The organism is Rhizobium sp. X9, assembly GCF_018873185.1.
In the GTDB taxonomy this organism is placed as follows: domain Bacteria; phylum Pseudomonadota; class Alphaproteobacteria; order Rhizobiales; family Rhizobiaceae; genus Agrobacterium; species Agrobacterium oryzihabitans.
This window is the reverse complement of record NZ_CP071311.1, coordinates 545,060-566,335: the sequence shown is the minus strand read 5'-3', so window position 1 is coordinate 566,335 and position 21,276 is coordinate 545,060. Positions and strand designations below refer to the sequence as shown.

The window sequence follows — 21,276 nt, the reverse complement described above, 5'->3', positions numbered from 1 at the left end:
CTACCGGTTGAGTAGAGTTGGTCAATGAGGCTGAATACGATCGAAAAAGTGTTTCCCGAGAGCGTTTCCCCGGGCAACAAATACAGCGCAGCATAAGCGAAAGGCGCAACAAGCGTCGTGTAAAACTTTGCTGAATGCAAAAGCATTTCACATTTTCGACGATTTTTTACGCTGACGGCGAAAAATATTATGGGGTTTTAGACGATTTTTTCGTCGGGAGGTGCGAGGGGATGGGAGAGACGTATCAGCACAGGGCTGTCCGTTCAGCGGGCTCAAGCTCAGGGTAGACACGGCGCACCCTGTCCCTCCCCTCATTCCTGTGCTTGTCACAGGAATCCAGCCGACGCGCGTCTGCGCGGCGAAAAGACTCTTCTCAGCCCAAGGACTTGGGCTGGCTAGATTCCTGTGACAGGCACAGGAATGAGAGTGGGGAACAGCGGGCGCAGGCCAAATGCCGCCGAGCGGTCAGGCCGTCAAAAGCTCGGGCACATCGACACCGGCCACGGCATCCGCAATCGTGGTATTGAAAAGGATGTTGCGGGTGGCGTCGGCCACACGGGCAAAGACGTGGCGGATTTCACATTGCTTTTCGCCATCGCAATCCTCGCAGCGGCGATAGGCCGTCTGCGAGAGGCAGGGCAAGGGGGCGAGCGGCCCGTCGATGAGGCGCAGCACCTCGCCGAAGGTGATATCCGAGGCCGGACGCGCCAGGAGATAACCGCCCTGCTTGCCGCGTCGGCTTTCGACGATACGTTCCTTCTTCATTTCGAGAAGGATCTGCTCCAGAAACTTTTTCGGAATGGCCTGCTCACGGGCAATGTCGGAAATCTGCACAGGACAGGCGCCGTCGGCCTTGGCCAGCGAAAGGAGCGCCCTCAGCGCATATTTTGCCTTCTGCGAAATCATCGTAAAACCAGTAGACCACAAGCCCGGAAACCCGGCAATTCCGGCTTAGCGCAGAAGTTGTCACAATTCAAATCCAAGCTGCAAAGAAGGTGAACGGGCATCTTTTGCTCATACCACGTGCGCGTGAGGCATTTTTGCTCTCAAGTGCAGCGCACAAAGACTGTCATTTCTGTTCCAGAGGCCGGATTTCAACAATAATCGGCCATGGAAATCCCGGACGTGACAATGACGATCAATTCAGCAAATGCCTCTGCCGATACCGCTTCCCTCGATGCCACGCTTGCCGGGCTCGATTTGGCGGGTCGGCTTTCGTTTATCGCAGGCCTCGGCGGACGCGCGGTTTTCACCACCAGCCTCGGCATCGAGGATCAGGTCATTACGGCAGCCATCGGCACTCACCGCCTGCCGATCGATGTGGTGACACTAGAAACCGGCCGCCTGTTCAAGGAAACCGTCGATCTCATCGATGAAACCGAGGAGCGTTTTGGCATTGAAATCCGCCGCTTCCGGCCCGAGCAGGACGATATCGACGCCTATGCCGGAAAATACGGGCTCAACGGCTTTTACGAGAGTGTCGAAGCTCGTCACGCCTGCTGTCATGTCAGAAAGCTGATCCCGCTTGGCAAGGCGCTGGACGGCGCCGCCTTCTGGATCACCGGCCTTCGTCGCGGCCAGTCGGGCAATCGCGCCACGACGCCTTTCGCCGAATTCGACGCCGAGCGAAATCTCATCAAGATCAATCCCCTGGCTGACTGGGATATAGACCTCATCCGGGCGCATGTCGCCCAGGAAAACATCCCCGTCAATCCGTTGCATGCGCGTGGATATCCCTCCATCGGCTGCGAGCCGTGTACGCGCGCCATCAAGCCCGGCGAGCCTGAGCGCGCCGGACGATGGTGGTGGGAAAACGACGAGAAGCGCGAATGCGGTCTTCACGTCGCCGGTGCGGAGCAGACATCCGCCGTTTCCGCCATCCCGCAACGATAATCATTCAGACCATCTCCCGGAGTTCACAATGTCCAACGCAGTCCACGAGACGGACAGCAAGAATACTGTCGCATCCAAGCCGCCGCTCGATCCCCATCTGAAGGCGCTTGAAAACGAAGCTATTCACATCTTCCGCGAAGTCGCCGCCGAATTCGACAATCCCGTGATGCTTTATTCCATCGGCAAGGATAGTTCCGTGCTGCTGCACCTGGCGCGCAAGGCCTTCTTCCCCGGCCGCATCCCCTTCCCGCTGCTGCACGTCAATACGGGCTGGAAATTCAAGGAAATGATCGAATTCCGCGACAATATCGTCAAGGAATATGATCTCGACCTGATTTCCCATACCAATCCGCGCGGTGCGAGCGAAAACGTCACGCCTTTCTCCCATGGTTCGGCGCTTTACACCGACATCATGAAGACAGAAGCGCTGCGCCAGGCGCTGGATGCCGGCCAGTTCGACGCGGCCTTTGGCGGCGCGCGGCGCGACGAGGAAGCGAGCCGCGCCAAGGAGCGCATCTATTCCTTCCGCACGCCCGACCACAAATGGGACCCGCGCAACCAGCGTCCGGAACTGTGGAACATCTACAACGGCATGGTCCGCAAGGGCGAAAGCGTGCGCGCCTTCCCGCTGTCCAACTGGACCGAAGTCGATATCTGGCGTTACATCGAGGCGGAAAACATTCCGCTGGTGCCGCTCTATTATGCTGCCGAGCGTCCCTACATCGAGCGCGACGGCATGATGATCCTTGCTGAAGACGAGCGTCTGGAACTGCTGCCCGGCGAAGAGATCAAGCATGGCTCGATCCGCTTCCGCACGCTCGGCTGCTTCCCGCTGACCGGCGCGATCCGCTCCGAGGCGGCGACGCTTCAGGACGTGATCGCCGAGCTCGAAATCGCCACCGTTTCCGAACGGCAGGGTCGCGCGATTGACCGCGACCAGTCCGGCTCGATGGAGAAGAAGAAGCGCGAGGGGTATTTCTGATGAGTGCTGCTGCGACCCCCAACGCCTCTTCCGCCACCATTCTGCCCTTTGCCGAGCATTCGAAGGCGGCGCGCGACACGCGCCCCCTGCGCCTCATCACCTGCGGCAGCGTGGATGACGGCAAGTCGACCCTGATCGGCCGTCTCCTGTGGGACACCAAGGCCGTCAAGGAAGACCAGGCCGCAACCCTGCACCGCGACAGCGGCAAACAGAACGATCTCGGCCTGCCCGATTTCGCGCTGCTGCTGGACGGCCTGCAGGCGGAGCGCGAACAGGGCATCACCATCGATGTCGCCTATCGTTATTTCGCCACCGATCGGCGCGCCTTCATCGTTGCCGATACGCCCGGCCATGAGCAATATACCCGCAACATGGCAACCGGCGCTTCCACGGCCGATCTTGCCGTGCTCTTGGTCGATGCGCGCACCGGCATTCTGGAGCAGACACGCCGCCACGCCACCATCGCCGCGCTGATGGGCATCAGGCAATTCGTGCTGGCCGTCAACAAGATCGACCTGACCAATTACGACAAGGCCGGTTTTGAGCTGATCGCCCACGAGTTCCGCGATTTCGCCTCCGATCTCGGTATCAAGCAGATTACCGCCATTCCGATGTCGGCGCTGAAGGGCGAAAATGTCGTGCTGTCAGGCAAGGCCTCCATGCCCTGGTATGAAGGTCCGACGCTCGTCGAAACGCTGGAGCTTGCCACCGTTCGCTCCGCACAGTCCGGCGGCTTCCGCCTGCCGGTGCAGCGCGTATCGCGACCCGGTGAGAGCTTCCGCGGTTATCAGGGCACGGTTGCCGGTGGCTCGGTCAAGCCGGGCGACAGCGTCGTCATCCTGCCATCGGGCATGGTCGCCAATGTCAAGCAGATCGTCACTTTCGATCTGGTGCGTAACGCGGCCGTGGCGGGTGATGCCGTCACGCTCGTTCTCGACCGTCAGGTGGACGTCTCGCGCGGCGACATGATTGTTTCCATCGAGGCGCAGCCGCAGACGGGGCTTGCCTTCGATGCACAGATCGTGGCGTTGCAACCGGGCGGCATCGAAGCGGGCAAGCGCTACTGGCTGAAAAGCGGCAGCCGCCGCCAGCGCGTCAGCGTGCAGCCGGTGAGCCAGCTCAACCTCAAGGAAGGCGAATGGCAGGCGCACGAGACGTCGCTCTCCATGAACGCCATCGGCAAGGTGCGGCTCTCCTTTGACGAGACGGCGATCTTCGATGCCTATGAGCAGAACCGGGCAACCGGCTCCTTCATCCTGATCGACCCTGATACCAACAACACGGTTGCGGGCGGCATGATCACCGGCAAGCGCAGCGTTGGCGCGACCAAGGAACAGGGCGACCGGGTCATCCTGTCCCTGCCCGCGCATCTGGCTGAGAAGCTTCTGGCAGGCGAACTGCTGGCCAAACACCGCGACGAAATCGACATCCGCCGCACGGATGGCGCAACAGCCTCGCGACTGATCAGCAATCTGGACTGAGGACGTTCCGATACCAACAGAAAAGGCGACCGCGATGCGGTCGCCTTTTTTCGTTTGCGGGCCGTTGTGTGAGGCGCCGCTTAAAACACGAACATATAAAGCAGAATGATCACCACAACCGGAACGCCCATAGCCCACAGCGCAATACCCTTTAGCATGTTATCCTCCATTGTCGTTGTGAATGGATAACGGGCGAGGCGCGGTTGCGTTCCCTATGGCTGCGCTGAGAATGGCTTCTTTGCAGTCGATACCGGCAAACGCATCAGATTTCCGAACGCAAGCTGAGCCGGGAAGATGGCGAGCGCGGTGGCACCACTTCGCACTGGCGTTGCAGCCTGCGTGGTGCCCGGATAGTCCAGCCACGACCATCGACAGGGGAAACCCGTGGAGCCGCGTTCAGGCCCGGTTAATGGTCGACAGCTCACTCTCACAGCAATGGACCAGCAATGGAACTGCGTACTCAAGCGCACGTTAGAGTCCGTCATTGGGAGATGAAGATCATGAAAATTCTGACCGCAGCGATCTGCCTGGTTTCGGTGGGCATCCTGAGCGGCTGTGTCGACGATCGAGGATACCGGAGCGGCGGATATTATACGACCGGCGTTTATTACCGCAGCTATGACCGCGACCGCCACTATCGTGACTATGACCGTCGCGACTGGCGCGACCGAAGGGATTGGCGCGACCGTCGGGACTGGCGTGGTGATTACCGCTATCGCTAATGGCGATAGACCGCACTTACGTTGAGGCTATTACTTTTGTCCGAAGCTGTTGTCCGCGTTTTACTCGTTCTCGCACTGGCGGGAATGAGTAGCTGACTGCCCGTGAAGTCGTTAAGCTCTGATTTGCAGGCGCGGGTGCGCGAATGCATTCTAAACGGTCCGGTTTCGGTACAAGACTTCGAGGGATTTTCAGGAACTATCGGGATTGGTTTCAAGCCCTCGGGAACTATTGGGCTTAAGCTGGTCGGAGTGAGAGGATTCGAACCTCCGACCCCCACGTCCCGAACGTGGTGCGCTACCAGACTGCGCTACACTCCGTGACCAGCGGCGCTTCTATAGACCAGCCTCCGGCATTCGACAAGCGGCATATTGCATTTTTTATGACAAGTTCTCCCGACGTGGCGAAGGGTGGCCGACTGGTGTCCGTGGCGCGGGCCGGGATGGCCGAAAACGTTACAAAAAAGCAATTGTGGCAGGAAATTTTCGTCAGGCAGCACGCCTCCCCTGCCCGTCGCCGTCAAATCTGCTAGGGGAACGGAATGACCGGCGGAAAGCCGGACACGGCACAAAGGACATTTCACCATGCTATTTCGCAGCGTAACGCTTGCAGCGTTTGCCATTGCGCTCTCGGCCTGCACCACCTCCACGGGCGGCTCCACCCCTTCCTTCACCCAGAAGAGCCCCGTGGAAACGCGGTGGGTCGGTCAGTCGGCAGGTATTTTCTTCGCAAAATTCGGCCCGCCGCTGAGCGACACGGAGACAGGCAGCTCGACCGTCTATAATTGGCGCGGCGGCTACAAGAAGGCCACCATTCCGGCCAAGTTCGAAGAGGGCAAGGACGGCAAGAAGGGTCGACAGATCTCGCCTGCCCGCACCGCCTCGCTCTCCTGCACGGTGCAGCTCGTCGTTTCCAGCGACTACAAGATCACCTCGGTGCGCACGGTCTCCGACCGTCCCGGCGTCAACGGTCCGAGCTACTGCGTGGAATTCCTCGCCGCAAACTGAGTTTTCAGCCCGAAGACAGAAAACAAGGCCCGCCCGAACCGGCGGGCCTTTCACTTTTTGGGGACTATTGTCATTTTTCTGAAAAAAATTTCGCCTATCGCGGCACGACTCGGTCGTCGCCGTCTGGCAAAGGGTGGATCACCCGGCTTTTCGCGACATCCGGCGTGCAGGCCCTTTTCAACCGTTTGAAAGCCGCGCCTAATCTTCGCAACCCTAAAAAATGACGATCGGCAAAGCCGTGAAATTCGCCGTTGCGACCTTATGTCCCGGCAAAACCCCTGCAAAAACGCTTGAACTGGAGTGAATGAGTCCGGGTTGTGCGGGTCTGCGCTTTGCTATAACGGGGCGTTCGGGAGGAATGTTTTTAACACAAAACAAGAATCAGGTATGGCCGTGACTCCCATCGATCAAGACAAATCCCAGCTCACTGATCTTTCCCAGGAAACCACCCTTTCCCACGCACTTCCCATGAACCGCCGACAGGTTCTGGGCGGTGCGCTCGCCGGGATTGCCGCAGCGGCGCTGCCCTCTTCTCCGCTTCTCGCCAACACGGCCGCCAAGAAGGTCGACGTGCTTCTGATCGGCGGCGGCATCATGAGCGCGACACTCGGCGTGTGGCTGCGTGAACTCGAACCCACCTGGTCGATGCAGATGCTGGAGCGGCTGGATGGCGTGGCGCTTGAAAGCTCGAACGGCTGGAACAATGCCGGCACCGGCCACTCGGCGCTCGCCGAACTCAACTACACGCCGGAAGACGACAACGGCAACATCAAGATCAGCCAGGCCGTCAACATCAATGAATCCTTCCAGATTTCCCGGCAGTTCTGGGCATGGCAGGTGCGCAACGGCGTTTTGAAGAACCCGCGCTCCTTCATCAACCACACGCCGCATATGAGCTTCGTCTGGGGTGATGAAAACGTCGCCTATCTGGAAAAGCGCTATCAGGCGCTCAAAGCCAGCCCGCTGTTCGCCGGCATGGAATATTCCACCGATCCCGAGCAGATCAAGAAGTGGGTGCCGCTGATGATGGAAGGCCGCGATCCTTCCCAGAAGATCGGCGCGACATGGTCGCCGCTCGGCACCGACATGGAATTCGGCGAAATCACCCGGCAATTCGTCTCGCATCTGCAGGGCGACCAGAATTTCGACCTGCAGGTCAATAGCGAGGTTTCCGACATCCAGCGCAATGCCGATGGCAGCTGGCGCGTGACCTACACCAACACCAAGACCGATGCCGAACAGGTGGTGGATGCGAAATTCGTGTTCATCGGCGCCGGCGGCGGCGCGCTGCATCTGTTGCAGATGTCCGGCATTCCGGAAGCGGATGACTATGCTGGCTTCCCCGTGGGCGGCTCGTTCCTTATCAACGAGAACCCCGACGTGACGATGCAGCATCTGGCCAAGGCCTATGGCAAGGCCTCGGTCGGCTCGCCGCCCATGTCGGTACCGCATCTCGATACCCGCGTGCTGGGCGGCAAGCGCGTCATCCTGTTCGGGCCTTTCGCCACCTTCTCCACCAAGTTCCTGAAGGAAGGCTCCTATTTCGACCTCGTCTCCTCCGTCACCACCAGCAATGCCTGGCCGATGGTGCGGGTGGGCATCGATGAATATCCGCTGGTGGAATATCTCGCCGGCCAGCTGATGATGTCGGATGACGACCGTTTTGCCGCGCTGAAGGAATATTTCCCCAATGCCAAGCAGGGCGAATGGCGCCTGTGGCAGGCCGGCCAGCGCGTGCAGATCATCAAGCGCGACGAAGAAAAGGGCGGCGTGCTGCGGCTCGGCACCGAAGTCGTCGCCGCCAAGGACGGCAGCATCGCCGGCCTGCTCGGCGCTTCGCCGGGCGCTTCCACCGCAGCACCGATCATGCTCAGCGTTCTGGAAAAGGTCTTCAAGGACAAGGTGGCGACGCCTGAATGGCAGGCCAAGATTCGCCAGATCGTGCCGAGCTACGGCACCAAGCTCAATGACGACCCGGAAAAGGTGCAGCAGGAATGGGCCTATACCGCCGAACACCTGCAGCTGCCCACCCCGCCGCAGATCGACCTTGAGGCGCTGAAGGGCGCCGCAACGGCGCCTGCGGGTGCGCCGGTGAAGAAGGTTCCGGATATCGCGCTTTAAGGCTTAGCTGCGATTTAGGATTGAACGCCGCGTGTCTCTGGATGCGCGGCGTTTTTGTTGATGCACGCCTTCCTCCGCACTCGACGTCCTCCTCGGGCTTGACCCGAGGATCCATTCACTTCAACGGATCGTGGATTCTCGGGTCAAGCCCGAGGATGACGGAGGACAGGTTTTCGCGCTTAACGGTATCCTGGGTTATAGCGTAGCGTGGTAGGCTGACCATGATCGGATATATCGCCACCGAAATATCTGGCCCCGAAACCTACTTGGTGGTAATAATTCCCACCGGATGATGGAGATAACCATGGCCAACGTTGAAAAGATCAGCGTTTCGATGACGCCCCAGCACGCCGAAATCTTGCGTGATGCCGTGGAAAGCGGTGCTTATGCCAGCGGCAGCGAAGTCATTCGTGAAGCGATGCGAGACTGGTCTGCAAAATGGCTCCAGCGACGGGACGACATCGCCAAGCTGCGCGCGTTGTGGGCTGAGGGCAAAGCCAGTGGCGGTTCAACCGAGGTGGATTTTGACGAGGCGCTCAATGAAGCGCGTGCAGAACTGGCCTCGTTGAAAAATCGTGACCACTAAGCTTGTCTGGACGCCCCGCGCGCGCAGCGATGTGAAGAAAATCTACATCGATATTGGCAAATCACAGCCTCTTGCCGCAGAGCGATATTTCGCTCGGTTCCGCGCCAAAGCGGAGCGCCTGGTTGACCATCCTCATATGGGCGAGCGCCACCCGGAAATTTTTCCGTCCGCCCGTATGCTCGTCGAAGCACCTTATATCATTCTCTACGAAACCGTGCCGGATACCGATGGCGGCGAAATATATTCCGTGGAAATCGTTCGCGTGATCGATGGTCGCCGGGACCTGCGAACGTTGTTCTGACTTTGGAATAGATGGCTGGGGCGCCAGGATTCCCAGCTAAGGAAATTGCCCTTTTTCAAGTCTTTGAGAAGGTTAACAAATCCTGATCACCTAATATGCTTGTACGACACTCTTGTACGACATTCCGGAGCGGCAGTCCGGGCGAATATGGAAGGGTGCGGAAATTATTTCCGCGTAGACTCGATTGTCGCCCTTCGCATTCCTTCTGAGACACACTCAATCTACGTCGCCCGGCTAGCCGTGTAAAATAGCGCATACAGATGATGTGGCAACCACTTCCCTCGCGTGAGGCGTTTGCGAACGTGGGCGATATGATCGGAGGATGACAAGGGTTCCCTTCTTCGATGTCGAGCTCGATTGCAAAACTGGCAGGCGGCGACAATGTTTGCCTGACCATTATTTCCCCCTTGGTGGCGCGCAACAAGGTGCTCCGCTGTGCAGCGAAAGCGTTGCGCCTCCTTTCGCGACACTCCGTACCGCCGGACGAACAATTGGGGATCGCGTTCCCACATCGGCAGCCCGCAATAGTAACAAAGCCACCCTTGGCGGGAAGCGGCCCTGGTTCTTGCATTCGTCAGTGCTATTGCCGTCAACAGGTGTCCCTCACCTCTATTCTAAATCCGAAGCGCTATTGCCGAAAAGATCGTCTTGAGAATCGTCGAACTGGCCGCGAGGATCGCTGCGCGCGTGAGGAAGTAGGTCGTAGCTCGCAAGGTTGGCCATATCCAAAAAATACCGGCTCTTGCGTTTCGGCGCTCCACGAAGCCAACCTGCGAGTTCAGACTGGGACTGCCGCAGCCAAGGGGGGAAGGCTTCAGGGCTATCGTATTCGCCGTTGATCAAGCCAAGCAAAGCACTTAGGTAGATGGAACGTCCAACGCCGGGAAACTCGTAGACCTCGACGCCGCGGTTCCCGCGTAGTCTTTGCTCCAAGAGTTTGTGTCCTAGACCCAAGATCAGGTTATCTTCGGGATAACGCTCATCGGGGAGAAACCAGTTCACAATCTCTCGTCTACGCTCAATGTCAGCTGAGCCATGGAACGCACCGAGCCCCATATTGCAAATGGTGCAACAAGGAACCAGCTTACACTGGCCAAATTGGTTCCGTATCTCTCGTTTGGTGACGAGCCCACCTTTGGCGAAGCGGTGAAGAACATAGACAGGCGGCTGGTGGTCAACTCTGCCGTCGCTTGGCATGCCGCAATAAATGCACTGGTCCCCGGTAACGGGCACATAAACACTTGAAAACCGCTTCTCAGCAACACGCCGACTGTACTTTAGCACGCCCCTGGCCCAATCTCTTCAGGAAATGCAATACACCAACCTGAATAGGTTCCCTTCAGTTCGGGATAAATTACAGCACATCAATCAGAATCGGCGAATATTTGTTTGGAATGATTAACAATCATCTATCAGTATATTCGCAGCATCCAGGCCCCATAAGAGGAATGATGAGCCAAGAATGGGATGCAGCGACCGGCGGCGCTCGTGCAGCTGTCATCGGCATAGACGCTGCGTGGACTTTGACACAACCGAGTGGCGTCGCGCTCGCCGTCCTAATTGGCGATGAATGGCAGCTTCGAGCAGTAGCTCCGTCGTATCAACGCTTTCAGGCTTTGGCTGATGAAAGTCTTGTTTGCGAACCCAAGCCTCTCGGAAGAACACCGGATGTCAGGGCACTTCTCCAAGCTGGGAGGAAATTGGCTGCAGCGCCGATCGACATCGTCGCCATAGACATGCCCCTGTCAAATTCTCCGATTGTCGGCCGGCGCCGGTCGGATGATGCGGTATCACGAGCCTATGGTGGTCGGAAATGTAGCACGCACTCACCGAGTGACATTCGCCCGGGCATCATCAGCGACACATTGCGCGCGCAGGCCGAAGGTGAGGGCTACGCCTTGGCCACAGAGGCAATTTTTCCACGAGCTCTGATTGAGGTTTATCCTCACCCCGCCTTGGTTGAGCTCGCTTGTGCCGTAGAGCGGTTGCCCTACAAGGCGCAGAAGGTTCGGAAATATTGGCCGAGCATCAATGCCCAACAACGGCGAGAAAATCTTCTCTTTCAATGGTACGAAATTGTTAGTCTGCTCGAAGCCAACATCTCCGGTGTTGGGCGAATGTTGCCGCCGATCGAGCCGAAGGCGAGTGCGGTGGAGCTAAAGGCCTTTGAAGACATGCTGGATGCAATCGTCTGCTGTTGGGTTGCCATCTGCGCGCTTCAGGGACGCGCGATCCCATTTGGAGACGACACGTCCGCGATCTGGATACCGACACCACTTGCCTCGACGACAAACGCAACCCCGGCCTTGGGGAAATAATTTCCGCATGCCGCGTCCTATCTGGACACGCTGCTACCTGTGCGCCATCTTTGGTTACATTGCAAATCTATCATCTAACGGAAGGTGGAAAGACGAGCGTGACGGGCCACAATCACTATAGCGATTGCACCTGCGGCTGGTGTGTGAATTTCGGTCGGTCAAGAGCGGCGCTCGCGGACTACACGCAGAGCTTTCGCGAGCGCGATGCGCGCCTTCTTCTGAAGCAGCGGGGAGCTAATTCGGTTTCCGGATGCTACGTAAACCCCAACGCGCGTTGCCCTTGCTGCAATGCACCAGTTTTCTTCTACGCGAACGCCGCGGGGAGCCGCGTCTATTTCGATGATCTCGGCCCCCCTTGGCCAAAACACCCATGCACAGATAACCCCCGCGCATCGGTCTCGTTGGCCACCGGACCAGTAAACCGGCCAACGCGCCGCAACAAAGGGGAAGTAAAGGAATTACTCAGCGCGTCCAGTGCCGCGGGCCTCTCCAAGTTCCGGACGTTCGGCCGGCGGTACGAAGGCGAGTGGACACTTGTTGTCGTTCTAGCGGTCGACCGACGGGGCCACGAAAATAAAGTTGAGGGCGAGTTCCTGGACTCCGAGACGAATGAAACATTCAGGTTCACCTGCCACTCGGAAATGCCGCTGTTCGAGGTCGGCGAGTTTATCAGTGTCAATGGCGATCGAATCTCGTTTGTCGAGCGCGCGACTTTGCTGCCTGTGGTGTTCACCGCTGGCACATGGGTTACTCCTGCGCCGGCACGGTCAGTGGTAGAGCGGCCCGCGACCATACCGCGCCCAGTCTCCCAGCCAGCTAATAGGTCGAACCAACCGCAACTGATCCGGAAGAAACAAAAGCCGAACAGCGCTAACGGTTCGAAGTATGACATGACCAAGGCGGAGATGGTGCATTTCAATAACAAGAAGGTCGAACTTGCTGATTTATTCGGCAAGCTGGAGCCAGTCGTAAGGACGTACGCCAAAGAAGGGACGAGAAAGCCGAGAGATGTGGCCGTTCGCCTCAACGCACAAGGCTACAAGACAGCGTCAGGCTCAAAATGGACGCCCCGTCTCGTCTATTTCTTGTTGGGCCTAATGTTCAATGACAAGCCGGCAGCACCCACAGACAACGAACCGCATGGCAAGACCCGGCAACCTGGGAAACCGAGGCCAGATGCCACTCCAATGGCAGCGTCAGGAGAGATGTCTGTTGATGAAATCGCGAGCCGTCTTTCCCGCATTGGAAGGGTTGTGAGAAGCGAATCTGCCGAGTGAACGCCGAGACCATTACCACAATCAAACACAGCCTTCGGCTGATTCACCTTCGGATGCGAACCCTGTACTGATAGGGCGCGCCTTCTTCGACCAGTACATGATCCCCGGGCCTAGCAGCGTTATGGCGGAAGAACGATCCTATCCAGCCCCTCGCTCGGAAAAACTTCTTCGATCCATCCAGATCGGTGACAACCAACGGACCGCCATCCCACACGATCGATATCTCACGAGAGGCCCTCTCTGATTTGTTCGAACCACCCACGGCCCCCTTTGGAAATCGATCAAAAAATTCACGTAGATAAATGTGATTGTGATCGATGTTGCCTTGGGTAAGAACGCTTTCGCCGATTTGACGCCACACAGGGTCCGGGGGCGTGCCATTTGCTTCCAGGTTCATCACCGGCGCCGGCTCCGGGAGCGGGTCAGCTAGCGCTGCAATCTGATCCCTAATGGCCAAGCTTACGCTTTCGCTTAACGCGACCCAGGTCACGGCACCGTTCGGATGCTTGTAACTCACTGGCGAGGGAAGCCTCACAACATCAGCCAGAAACCAGGGCCTCTTCCATTTGGCAACCGCACCCGAACGGATCATCTCTTCTGGAATACGGTGGTGTTCAAAAGCCTCGATCATTTCCTGCGGGCTCATAGGACCGCCGGCGCCGGCCAATCGTGCGACGCCATAGACGCTCCCCATCCCTTTCCAGATCAAGCCAAACCATCCGCGGTGGCTTGTACCGGTGGAGCGCATCTCCCAATCTTTCTGGCCACTCAAGATCAAACTGATCCAAGGCGCGTCGATGACCAGCCCTTTGCTCACCCAAATGTCATTCATGAAAATCTGCCATTCTGTATCAATGGATGGGGTAGGAACCGTCAGCTTCTCGCGGCGGCAACTCCAGCTCGTCGCGAGCAAACATGGCCGCCATGGTCTTGCCAAGAGGGTCAGCCTCCATGCCTAACCGCTCGGACGCCATGCCCTTCTGAAGGCCAGCAACGTCGTCATCGACGTCCCCCATGGGCCAAAGCGCCGAACTGGCGAGGCGACGCTTGCGCATCATCAAGCTCTGGAGGAGGCAGTCAAAAGACTGCTCCCGATAGCCTTCGTGAATGGCCATGGGCAAATGCACTGTAACAGGCCGCGTCTGGCCAATCCGGTGTACGCGATCGTTGCACTGTTCCTCAACTGCCGGATTCCACCATCGAGATAAGTGGATGACGTGGGTCGCCGCCGTTAGCGTCAGCCCGGTGCCCGCTGCCTTTGGACCGAGAACCAGCAGGTCAAACCCCTGGTCGTCATCCAGATGGCGCTGGAACCGGTTCACAATTGCCTGACGTTGAGGAATGGGAGTGTCACCGTTGATGAGATCGACGCGCGGCAGACCTAGTTCACTGCGAACCAACTCGATGAAGCGATACTGCATCTGCCGGTGCTCGATGAAGACAAGGGCACGTTCGCCATTCGCTTTGATGCGATTCAGGATATCCATGGCAGCCTGTAGCCGCGCAGACGATACGACGAACTCATCATTACTTGCTTTGATTTCCAGCGCCGGGTGGACGGAAACGCTGCGAATGTGATGAAGCATTTTGAGCTGCGCGCCCATGCCGCCTCGCGCAAGCTTCAGTCGGGCATCGTCATATGCCAAGGCCTGAACATCCGGCATCAGGCGGGGGTGAATACGACGGGATTTGGCGGGCAGACCGGTTGCGACCGTTTCCTTCAGGCGGCGGACAGCAAGCGGCGGCGTGCCGCCACGGGGCAGAAAAACCCTGCCGTGCAGCTCGGCCATGTTGTCTTCCTCTGGCTTCGCATAGCGTTGACGGAAATCTTTGAGGCTGTCGAGCGATCCCGGTGCCAGCTGGTCCATGATTGCCCAGAGGTCAACAGTCGCATTCTCGATGGGTGTACCGGTGAGGCCAATTCGAAAATCAGCATTGATCGAACGGGCAGCAACTGCACGGAGGCTGACAGGGTTTTTCAAGGCCTGGATTTCGTCAAAGACAACGGCGGAAAAGGGTATGCGAGCCAGCGAATGCTGATAGTTCGTCAGCGTCGTATAAGTGGTGAGAAGCCAGTAGCGATGCGCCCGCCCCTCTGCCACGGCTTCATGCAGCGCGCCCAAGTCAAGCTTGGCCTCCCCATCGTCCGTGTCCTTTCCCTTCGCTCCCGTCAGCTTGCGTCCACCGATACTCGACCCATAGAGGCGGATCAGATGACCCAGCCCAGGCTCGTGCATGTGTCGGGCGACTTCCTGCTCCCAATTTTCGAGAAGGGATGTTGGCGCAACAACGAGAACAGGCCCCCGGCTCTGGGCTTGAGGACGAGCGATCACTTCCTTGAGCCAGGCCAGGAAAGAGATGGTTTGGAGAGTTTTGCCGAGGCCCTGCTCGTCGGCATTGAGGACGCCCGGCAATCCGGCCCGCCACGCGCCAACCTGCCAGATGAAACTCTCCTTCTGATGCCCTTTCAACGGCGTTCGAATGCCCTCGGGTAGGGTGTCCGGCAACTCGGACATGCGCGGCCTGAGCTTAGCGAGCCATTTGAGATCGTCGTAGTTCACTTCGGTATCGAGAACGAATGGGCCCACCTTTTCTGGTTTTGCCTCATCCTCGCCACCGTCGTCAGCGTCTCCCGACACCATCCGCTCGTCGATGAGCTGCAGCATTTCCGGTCGAGCGGGGACCTCCAAATCCTCGAAATCGACGGTCGGCCTTCCAGCCTCAATTGCTTCCTGGACGCGCTCGCGCAGGGTCTGCAGCTCGGCAGTATCCTGCCTGTCGAGGATATCGATCAGGCGCGCGCTGAAGTCCTCCGGCAGCCAGCTTGTCCCGCTATCCTCGAACTCGCCGAGACCCGGCTTTTCATACTTGACGACGCCAGTAACCCGTTCGGAAAATTCTCGGGTTTCAACAAGTACGGGACCAACCGCTGCCTCTATGGCTTCCTGCTCGGCCTGGGGCGACAAACCATCCAATTGCCCGGAAGAACGGAGCTGCGCCTCCATTGCTTCCGTTACTCGTGGCAAGGGATTACGGATGAAGGCGCGCCGCTCCTCGGGTGCTGCCTTCTGCATTTCAGCCATCACGGCAAGGGCCGGTGACGCTGACTGTTCTACCACCACATAACGACCAGGAGATAATCGATAGGCGGGCAGCGCCCCTCTTCCTCTTACCAATGTCTGAAATCGCTGCAGGTCTAGTCCCTGTACCTCGCTCATGGACTCGGAAACCTCGGCGGCTTCAGAAGCGCTACCATGCACCTCCAAGGTATCACCAGAGAACGGCACCACGTCGAAGTCCGTCTCCCCCTTTGGCGAGAGTGAGAAGCGGTCGACGAGACGCACCTCCAGACCGCTCAGAAAATCTGTCATCGAGATACGCGACGCCTCGTCCGAGGCTCCGCTGACAGCACCAGGATCAAGTGCCTTGCGGAAACGTCCTAGCGCCTCCCAATCGGCGGCGTCGTTTCCATCCGGCCGGTAGGCGTCGGCGATGGCGATGGCGTCCATCATCCACATAGGAATTCGTCGCAAACCGTTTGCGGTTTCCAGAATGGCTCCAGTTCGACGTGGCATTTGCCGTTGGCCATTGCGCGACCATTCGTACCTAAGACGGAAACCTGACGAACCGACAATTCCCTCCGCATCGGTCTTCAGCGTCATCTCTACCAAAGGCGGCAGACCGAGTACTGCGCCCGTTTCACCGGTGACGGACGCAGCGATGCGATGGGACAGGACGATGCGATCAGAATCGATCGAAAGCTGTTCGCCGAGCGTGTCCGCTGCCGCCCGTAGATCGGCAATAGCAAAGGCCAGTGAACGTTCGTCGGGACTCAGGTTCTGAAGATCAGATTTGACACTACGGCGCACCAACCGGTGCAGTAGACCCGCGCGCTCGTTCTTTGCGGACAGAGTGATTGTATCTGGAGAGAAAGAAGCTTCCAAGTTCATTTTTTCACCTAGATGTGTTCCAAGACCCAACTCTGCCAATCGCCGTTGTGCGATTTCGCATTGGAGCCGGGTATGAACCTGATGGCTTCACAGTCATATCGCCACTGGTAGAGCGCAGGCGCACGCTGGTTGGACTCGTCGAAAATGTGGACCTTATAGCTGTGAGAGCCCTCAACGACGATCTTCCTGCCGATCTTCAGTATAAGCAGTGATGTATTCGCGCGACCGTAGCCTGCCGTTTGAACGCCAAATCTCAACGTCCCCTTACCTCCCGCCCCGCGTCGCCTTGCCTCTTTCGCGGCGGAATCGCTGAAAGCAACCCAGGCTGCATCGATACGGCCACGATCATGCAGGCCGAGCCAAAATCTCCTGCGAGGCTCCCACATGTGGCTGTCTTCCACCTCAGAGACGACATCAAGGAAGAACCGGATATTCTCGCCCGTCAGCCAGCGCAGGATAACCGCCATCCTGTCTTCCGGTACTGCTGACCAAACGCCGCCACGCTGGACACGAGGATCACCGTAAATGCCGATGATGTTCTCTGTCAGGTAGCGTAGGTCATCGGGCTTCGGAGAATGCTTGACCCAGTGTCCAAGCAGAGCCGAGATCGCTTCGCCGGCGCCGGTCGTCTTCGCCTCCCTGCCCTCCGGCTTCAGCCACTCGATCAGCCGCTCCATCTCCACACGCTGATCGAGATGCGGCTCGATCTGCTTCACATAGGCCAGGTGGACGGCATTCATCAGACCAGGTGCGTGAGGGCTGCGAATACCAAGCTTCTGCAGGCCGATCCACAGATGGTCCATCAGCACCATCTGTCGCGCGACGGCATCGGCCACTGCATCGGGCGAGAGCATCTCGGGGATGGCATCGAGCATCATACGCCAGCGAGCTCCGAGACGCCTTGTCGCTGCCGACAATGCACCGGCCAATTGCCACGTATGTTCCGCGTTGGCATCAAAGCTGTCCATGTAGATGGAGAACATTCCGCCGAGAAACCCCGCCCGTGTCGAGGCGCGGGTCTCGCCGTAATAAAAATCTCGCATCTCCGCCAAATCAGGTCTAGTGCGACGATCCTCGTCGAACAACGCCCTGCCAGCGCTTGTAATCAGCGAGAGCTTCGTGTCCTCCCAGCTATTATTCTCCAGTTTGTCCCGAACAATGGCCACGAGTTTTTCACGGTCTTTCTCGGGGGGATTGGCGACGACGTCCGGCCAACGGGATAGAATTCGCTCTGTTCTGGATGTAAGTGAGTTCAAAGCCGGCAAGGCGGGCCTGACGAACTGACGGGTCTGGGAGAGGCTCTTGCTGAGGGTCAATTCGCGATACCCCCGGAGCTGTCTTGACTCAACGCCTGACGAATGCGGTCGATTTCCGCCGACTGGCTAGGCGTGTACATGATGATTCGCAGGTCGACGCGGCGGTTCGTATCTCGTCCCTCCTTCGTCGAGTTGTCCTTAACCGGACGCATTTGGCCGTATCCGGCGACGGACAACACGGGTTGATGTCGGAAGTTCAGAAAATCGACTAGCTCACCGGATTTGCCGAGAATTGTAGAAAAAGTGCTGTTTGCGCGATTAGTGGACAGGGCCAGGTTGGCCGTAAAATCCCCGGTTGAGTCGGTATGTCCTTCAATCTGCAAAGCTTCAATAATCGCATTGCCTGGATTACATTCGGCCGTCCACTTCGAACGCGGGCCAATCGTATAGCAGGGCAAAATCTGCGATAGCCTCGTTGCGACAGTTTCCACGATTGCCCTCCGGTCGGGGCGCAACGTGGATGATCCGGTTGCAAATAGGCCGTCGCCCTGAAAGCGCAAAGCGTCGGTTTCTTCACTGATAACCACCTCGAGATCAGGAAAATCAATCTTCAGCTGATCGCGTAGAGTTTCGAGAATTCGTCGTCTCTCGATCGCCGACGTGGCCAGGTAGGCTTCCAGTGGGTCAACTTTCCGAAGCTTTTCAAGCGCCTCTCTTAGCTCTTTGATCTCGGCCTGCAGCTTCGCGATCTCAGCCTGTAACCGCTCGATCTCCACCTGCTTCCTGTTAATCTCCTCCTTGAGGTTAGCGATCGTCTTCTCATGAACAGCGACGATTGCCTGCAGTCGGACTATCTCCTGTTGCGCGACATTCCTTTCTTTAATGACCTCCTCATGTATGGGCCTGGGTACGGTGTCCTTTTCGCTATATTGCTGGGCGAAGTAAGCTAGCAAAAGGATGATGATGAAGAGGAAGCTGACAGTCATGTCCGTCATGGACACAAATGCGCTCTCCTCCTCTTCCTCTTTGTAACGCGTCCGGAAACCGCCGCGCATCAGGCTCTCCGCGACTGCGGAGCGAATTGCTCGGCCTGTTCAACGATTTCACGCATGGTGTCGAGCGCAGGATTTAGCCTTTCCTGCAGATCCCGCACGTGACCGAACATGCCCTGGACGGACTTCTCCACATTTTCCGTGTAGAGATCGAAAGCCTGGCCGAGCTTTCCATCCATTTCATCGAGGCGGTCGCCCTGCCCCTTCAGACGTTCCAGCATCACAGAGACACCGCCCAGCGCGTTCTCGATGGATTTCGCTTCCGCCTGGAGGATTTCCTTCGCAGCGGCAAGAGCAGAGGCTGCGGACTCGGCGGTAGCCTCCGAAGACCTCGATACGGTGCTCGCCGCGTGTTGCGTGCTGTCAGTAAGTTGCCGGATCGAACCTTCCATGCGATCCACGACGGCTTTCACGGGAGTGACAGCAGCCACGAGTGAGCTTGCCGCCCCGTTAAAGGTACCCGCAGCCTTTTCCGAAGCATCGGCACCAGCCTTCACTCCATCGGCCATGCGCCGCATGTCTGACGTGCCGTCATTGAGCTGCTTGACCAGACCTTCGAACCTGTTGCCTATTTCAGCCAGCGGAGCGAGCAAGCCGGCGCCGGCTTTCTCGGAAACCTCTTCCGCGACCCGAGCAATCTCCGCGCTGGTGCGGCTGAACACCTCTGCAACGTCCTTGCCGGCAACGCCGATAGCCGAGCTCACCTGCTGACCTGCAAGTTTCATGCGTTCCTGCGCAGCTTCTGTTCCTGTTCGCGCTGCGGACTCGATCTCCTGCTTGAAGGATTCGGCCGCCTGGCGCATGTCCTCAGCCGCTGCCGACATGGCGCGCGCACCTTCGCCCGTATTATCGCGAATGCCCTCAAGCGTACGGTTCATGACCGCAAGGAGCTTCTCGGCACCTTCGTTAAACGTCCCCCCGGTTACCTCGGCCGTGTTCGTGATAGCCGCACGGAGGTCTTCCACAGCTTGGGCGACACGCTCCGTAACGCCTTCCATCTCCGAGCCTATCCGCCCCGAGCTTTGATCGAGACGGTCAGCAAGCAACCCAAGCCTTTCACCTGCATCCGAGATTTTCTGGCTAGCCTCAGTTAGCGCAATACCGATTGAATCGGTAAGCTTGTCCGAAATTCCGGACACCATATCTCCCACGCCCTCTGCGCCGAGTTTGCCCACTCGCTCTACGATCGGTGCCATTGCACCGGCGATCGAACTCTGGATTGCCGCCGGGAGCTCCTCTCTCAATGGACGGCCAATCTCCGCGACCAACTCCATCCCAATCAATCGGAAATGCTCCCGCTGTTCCCGGGTTGCCTTCAGCTGTTCTGTGGCAAGGGCCTCCAGACTGATATAGGTGAGACGCTGCTCAATGGCGGCACATAGTTCATGGATCGACTGCTCCAGTCGCCCGTAGATGCTTCTAAGAAGGATCGTGAAGACGATTGAGCAGAAAAGCCCCGTCAACGACATAATAAACTTCGCCGAGGCCACAGAAAGCAGCTGTCGCATGACACCGCTATCGATCTCTGCTCCTTGCGCCATCGTAGAGAGAGCGGCGATCAACCCCAGGAACGTCAGAAAAAGGCCAACCGAAACAAAGAGCCCGGGTACGATGCGCCAAAAGCCAACCCCAAAACCCAAGTCCTCTGGATTGAGAAACATGGACGGTCGGACGGCATTGCGAAGCACGACCTTGCCGTCTTCTTCGTGAGGTACAAGCGTCTCCTTGTACTTGTCCCACGCCGCCGCCAGTTGCCGGCGGTACTTGTTTGTGCTGCTTTCCTTGATTGAGGCGGACACAACGTCAATGTCACGGCTGAAGTCAGCCCCCGTAGGACTGTTCTGAATTTCGCGCTTGAGCCATTGAACTGCTTTCCGGCGCTGAAAGACTTCCCGAAAGAAAGCGGCAGTAAAAATCACCAGAAGAACGACAATTCCCAGAGCGACGATACCCGGAGCAGCCGCGTCCTTTACAAGATAATTCGCCGCGTCAAGAATCGAGGCAACGACGAAACTTCCAATTTCCTGAACCACTTAATCCCATCCCCAACCACTACCCATGAGCGGTAACGGATTGGAAACTATTAGAGGCACGGCCGTGCAATCAAGTACACCCAGGCGGTTTGCCCGAAACTCCACAAAATTGAACTGCGATGTGATTTATTTTCCACAACTTGCGAAAGAGCGGCGAATCCCCGTTCGGAAGTGTGTGAGACCGGAGATGCCCATCCGGGACGCTCGCGCAGCAAATCTTTGGCGTCCTGGATTCTGTTGCAATACGGAAATGATTTCCGTGTGCAGTTCTTCGCGAAACACAGCAATGAGCATCACAG

Annotated in this window: 18 protein-coding genes and 1 tRNA gene; 10 read left to right on the top strand and 9 right to left on the bottom strand. The window is 57.9% G+C overall.

The annotated features are described in order from the left end of the window. Window positions 1-465: 465 nt before the first annotated feature. Window positions 466-906 carry an Rrf2 family transcriptional regulator gene (locus JZY08_RS02690; protein WP_082183884.1) on the bottom strand — a complete coding sequence of 147 codons (441 nt, stop codon included), beginning with the start codon at window positions 904-906 and terminating at the stop codon, window positions 466-468. A 204-nt stretch (window positions 907-1,110) separates the two neighbouring features. Between JZY08_RS02690 and JZY08_RS02685 the strand changes: the two genes are divergently transcribed. The 4 genes from JZY08_RS02685 (at window position 1,111) to JZY08_RS02670 (ending at window position 5,078) form a co-directional block, all read left to right on the top strand. Continuing rightward, entirely contained in the window at window positions 1,111-1,893 is a 783-nt protein-coding gene (locus JZY08_RS02685) for a phosphoadenylyl-sulfate reductase (RefSeq protein ID WP_216330927.1), read from the top strand. A 28-nt stretch (window positions 1,894-1,921) separates the two neighbouring features. Next, entirely contained in the window at window positions 1,922-2,875 is a 954-nt protein-coding gene (cysD, locus tag JZY08_RS02680) for a sulfate adenylyltransferase subunit CysD (protein ID WP_216330926.1), read from the top strand. Next, window positions 2,875-4,356 (top strand): sulfate adenylyltransferase subunit CysN, encoded by a 1,482-nt coding sequence (gene cysN, locus JZY08_RS02675; protein WP_216330924.1) that lies wholly within the window; start codon window positions 2,875-2,877, stop codon window positions 4,354-4,356. The genes cysD and cysN overlap by 1 nt, the downstream gene beginning before the upstream one ends. Window positions 4,357-4,856: 500 nt before the next feature. Beyond that, a complete protein-coding gene (locus JZY08_RS02670) occupies window positions 4,857-5,078 on the top strand; it encodes a hypothetical protein (RefSeq protein WP_035241752.1) in 222 nt (73 codons plus the stop codon). A gap of 241 nt (window positions 5,079-5,319) precedes the next feature. Here the strand turns inward: JZY08_RS02670 and JZY08_RS02665 are convergent. Further along, window positions 5,320-5,396 (bottom strand) — tRNA-Pro (locus tag JZY08_RS02665). Window positions 5,397-5,660: 264 nt separating this feature from the next. Here JZY08_RS02665 and JZY08_RS02660 point away from each other — a divergent pair. From JZY08_RS02660 to JZY08_RS02645, 4 genes are all read left to right on the top strand, one after another. After that, on the top strand, window positions 5,661-6,083 hold the full coding sequence (locus JZY08_RS02660) for a hypothetical protein (RefSeq protein ID WP_216330922.1): 423 nt from the start codon (window positions 5,661-5,663) through the stop codon (window positions 6,081-6,083). Between the two features lie 387 nt (window positions 6,084-6,470). Further along, complete coding sequence (gene mqo, locus JZY08_RS02655; RefSeq protein WP_216330920.1) at window positions 6,471-8,204, top strand: malate dehydrogenase (quinone); 1,734 nt, start codon at window positions 6,471-6,473, stop codon at window positions 8,202-8,204. A gap of 304 nt (window positions 8,205-8,508) precedes the next feature. Then, window positions 8,509-8,790: a type II toxin-antitoxin system ParD family antitoxin gene (locus JZY08_RS02650; RefSeq protein ID WP_216330918.1), complete on the top strand. Its 282-nt coding sequence runs from the start codon at window positions 8,509-8,511 to the stop codon at window positions 8,788-8,790. Next, window positions 8,780-9,091, top strand: coding sequence for a type II toxin-antitoxin system RelE/ParE family toxin (locus JZY08_RS02645; RefSeq protein ID WP_216330916.1), 312 nt, complete (start codon window positions 8,780-8,782; stop codon window positions 9,089-9,091). The genes JZY08_RS02650 and JZY08_RS02645 overlap by 11 nt, the downstream gene beginning before the upstream one ends. A gap of 221 nt (window positions 9,092-9,312) precedes the next feature. Here the strand turns inward: JZY08_RS02645 and JZY08_RS27770 are convergent, their stop codons facing one another. Both JZY08_RS27770 and JZY08_RS02635 read right to left on the bottom strand, forming a co-directional pair. After that, a complete protein-coding gene (locus tag JZY08_RS27770; RefSeq protein WP_080842220.1) occupies window positions 9,313-9,603 on the bottom strand; it encodes an HNH endonuclease in 291 nt (96 codons plus the stop codon). A gap of 97 nt (window positions 9,604-9,700) precedes the next feature. Further along, window positions 9,701-10,093 carry a hypothetical protein gene (locus JZY08_RS02635; RefSeq protein ID WP_137002490.1) on the bottom strand — a complete coding sequence of 131 codons (393 nt, stop codon included), beginning with the start codon at window positions 10,091-10,093 and terminating at the stop codon, window positions 9,701-9,703. Window positions 10,094-10,542: 449 nt separating this feature from the next. Here JZY08_RS02635 and JZY08_RS02630 point away from each other — a divergent pair, with 449 nt between their 5' ends. After that, entirely contained in the window at window positions 10,543-11,409 is an 867-nt protein-coding gene (locus JZY08_RS02630; RefSeq protein ID WP_080842698.1) for a DUF429 domain-containing protein, read from the top strand. Between the two features lie 98 nt (window positions 11,410-11,507). Then, window positions 11,508-12,686: a hypothetical protein gene (locus JZY08_RS02625; protein WP_137002489.1), complete on the top strand. Its 1,179-nt coding sequence runs from the start codon at window positions 11,508-11,510 to the stop codon at window positions 12,684-12,686. 43 nt (window positions 12,687-12,729) lie between these two features. Here the strand turns inward: JZY08_RS02625 and JZY08_RS02620 are convergent, their stop codons facing one another. From JZY08_RS02620 to zorA, 5 genes are read right to left on the bottom strand one after another with little or no spacing between them, the layout of a single operon-like run. Then, complete coding sequence (locus JZY08_RS02620; RefSeq protein WP_080842224.1) at window positions 12,730-13,518, bottom strand: ASCH domain-containing protein; 789 nt, start codon at window positions 13,516-13,518, stop codon at window positions 12,730-12,732. Between the two features lie 19 nt (window positions 13,519-13,537). Next, the gene (locus JZY08_RS02615; RefSeq protein WP_216330913.1) at window positions 13,538-16,636 is read right to left on the bottom strand and encodes a DEAD/DEAH box helicase; all 3,099 of its coding nucleotides are present in this window, start codon (window positions 16,634-16,636) and stop codon (window positions 13,538-13,540) included. 8 nt (window positions 16,637-16,644) lie between these two features. Further along, complete coding sequence (locus JZY08_RS02610) at window positions 16,645-17,952, bottom strand: EH signature domain-containing protein (protein WP_216330912.1); 1,308 nt, start codon at window positions 17,950-17,952, stop codon at window positions 16,645-16,647. After that, window positions 17,949-18,947, bottom strand: coding sequence for an OmpA family protein (locus tag JZY08_RS02605; RefSeq protein ID WP_080842228.1), 999 nt, complete (start codon window positions 18,945-18,947; stop codon window positions 17,949-17,951). Before JZY08_RS02605 ends, JZY08_RS02610 begins: the two co-directional genes overlap by 4 nt. Then, complete coding sequence (zorA, locus tag JZY08_RS02600) at window positions 18,947-20,977, bottom strand: anti-phage ZorAB system protein ZorA (RefSeq protein WP_080842229.1); 2,031 nt, start codon at window positions 20,975-20,977, stop codon at window positions 18,947-18,949. Before zorA ends, JZY08_RS02605 begins: the two co-directional genes overlap by 1 nt. Window positions 20,978-21,276: the final 299 nt, after the last annotated feature.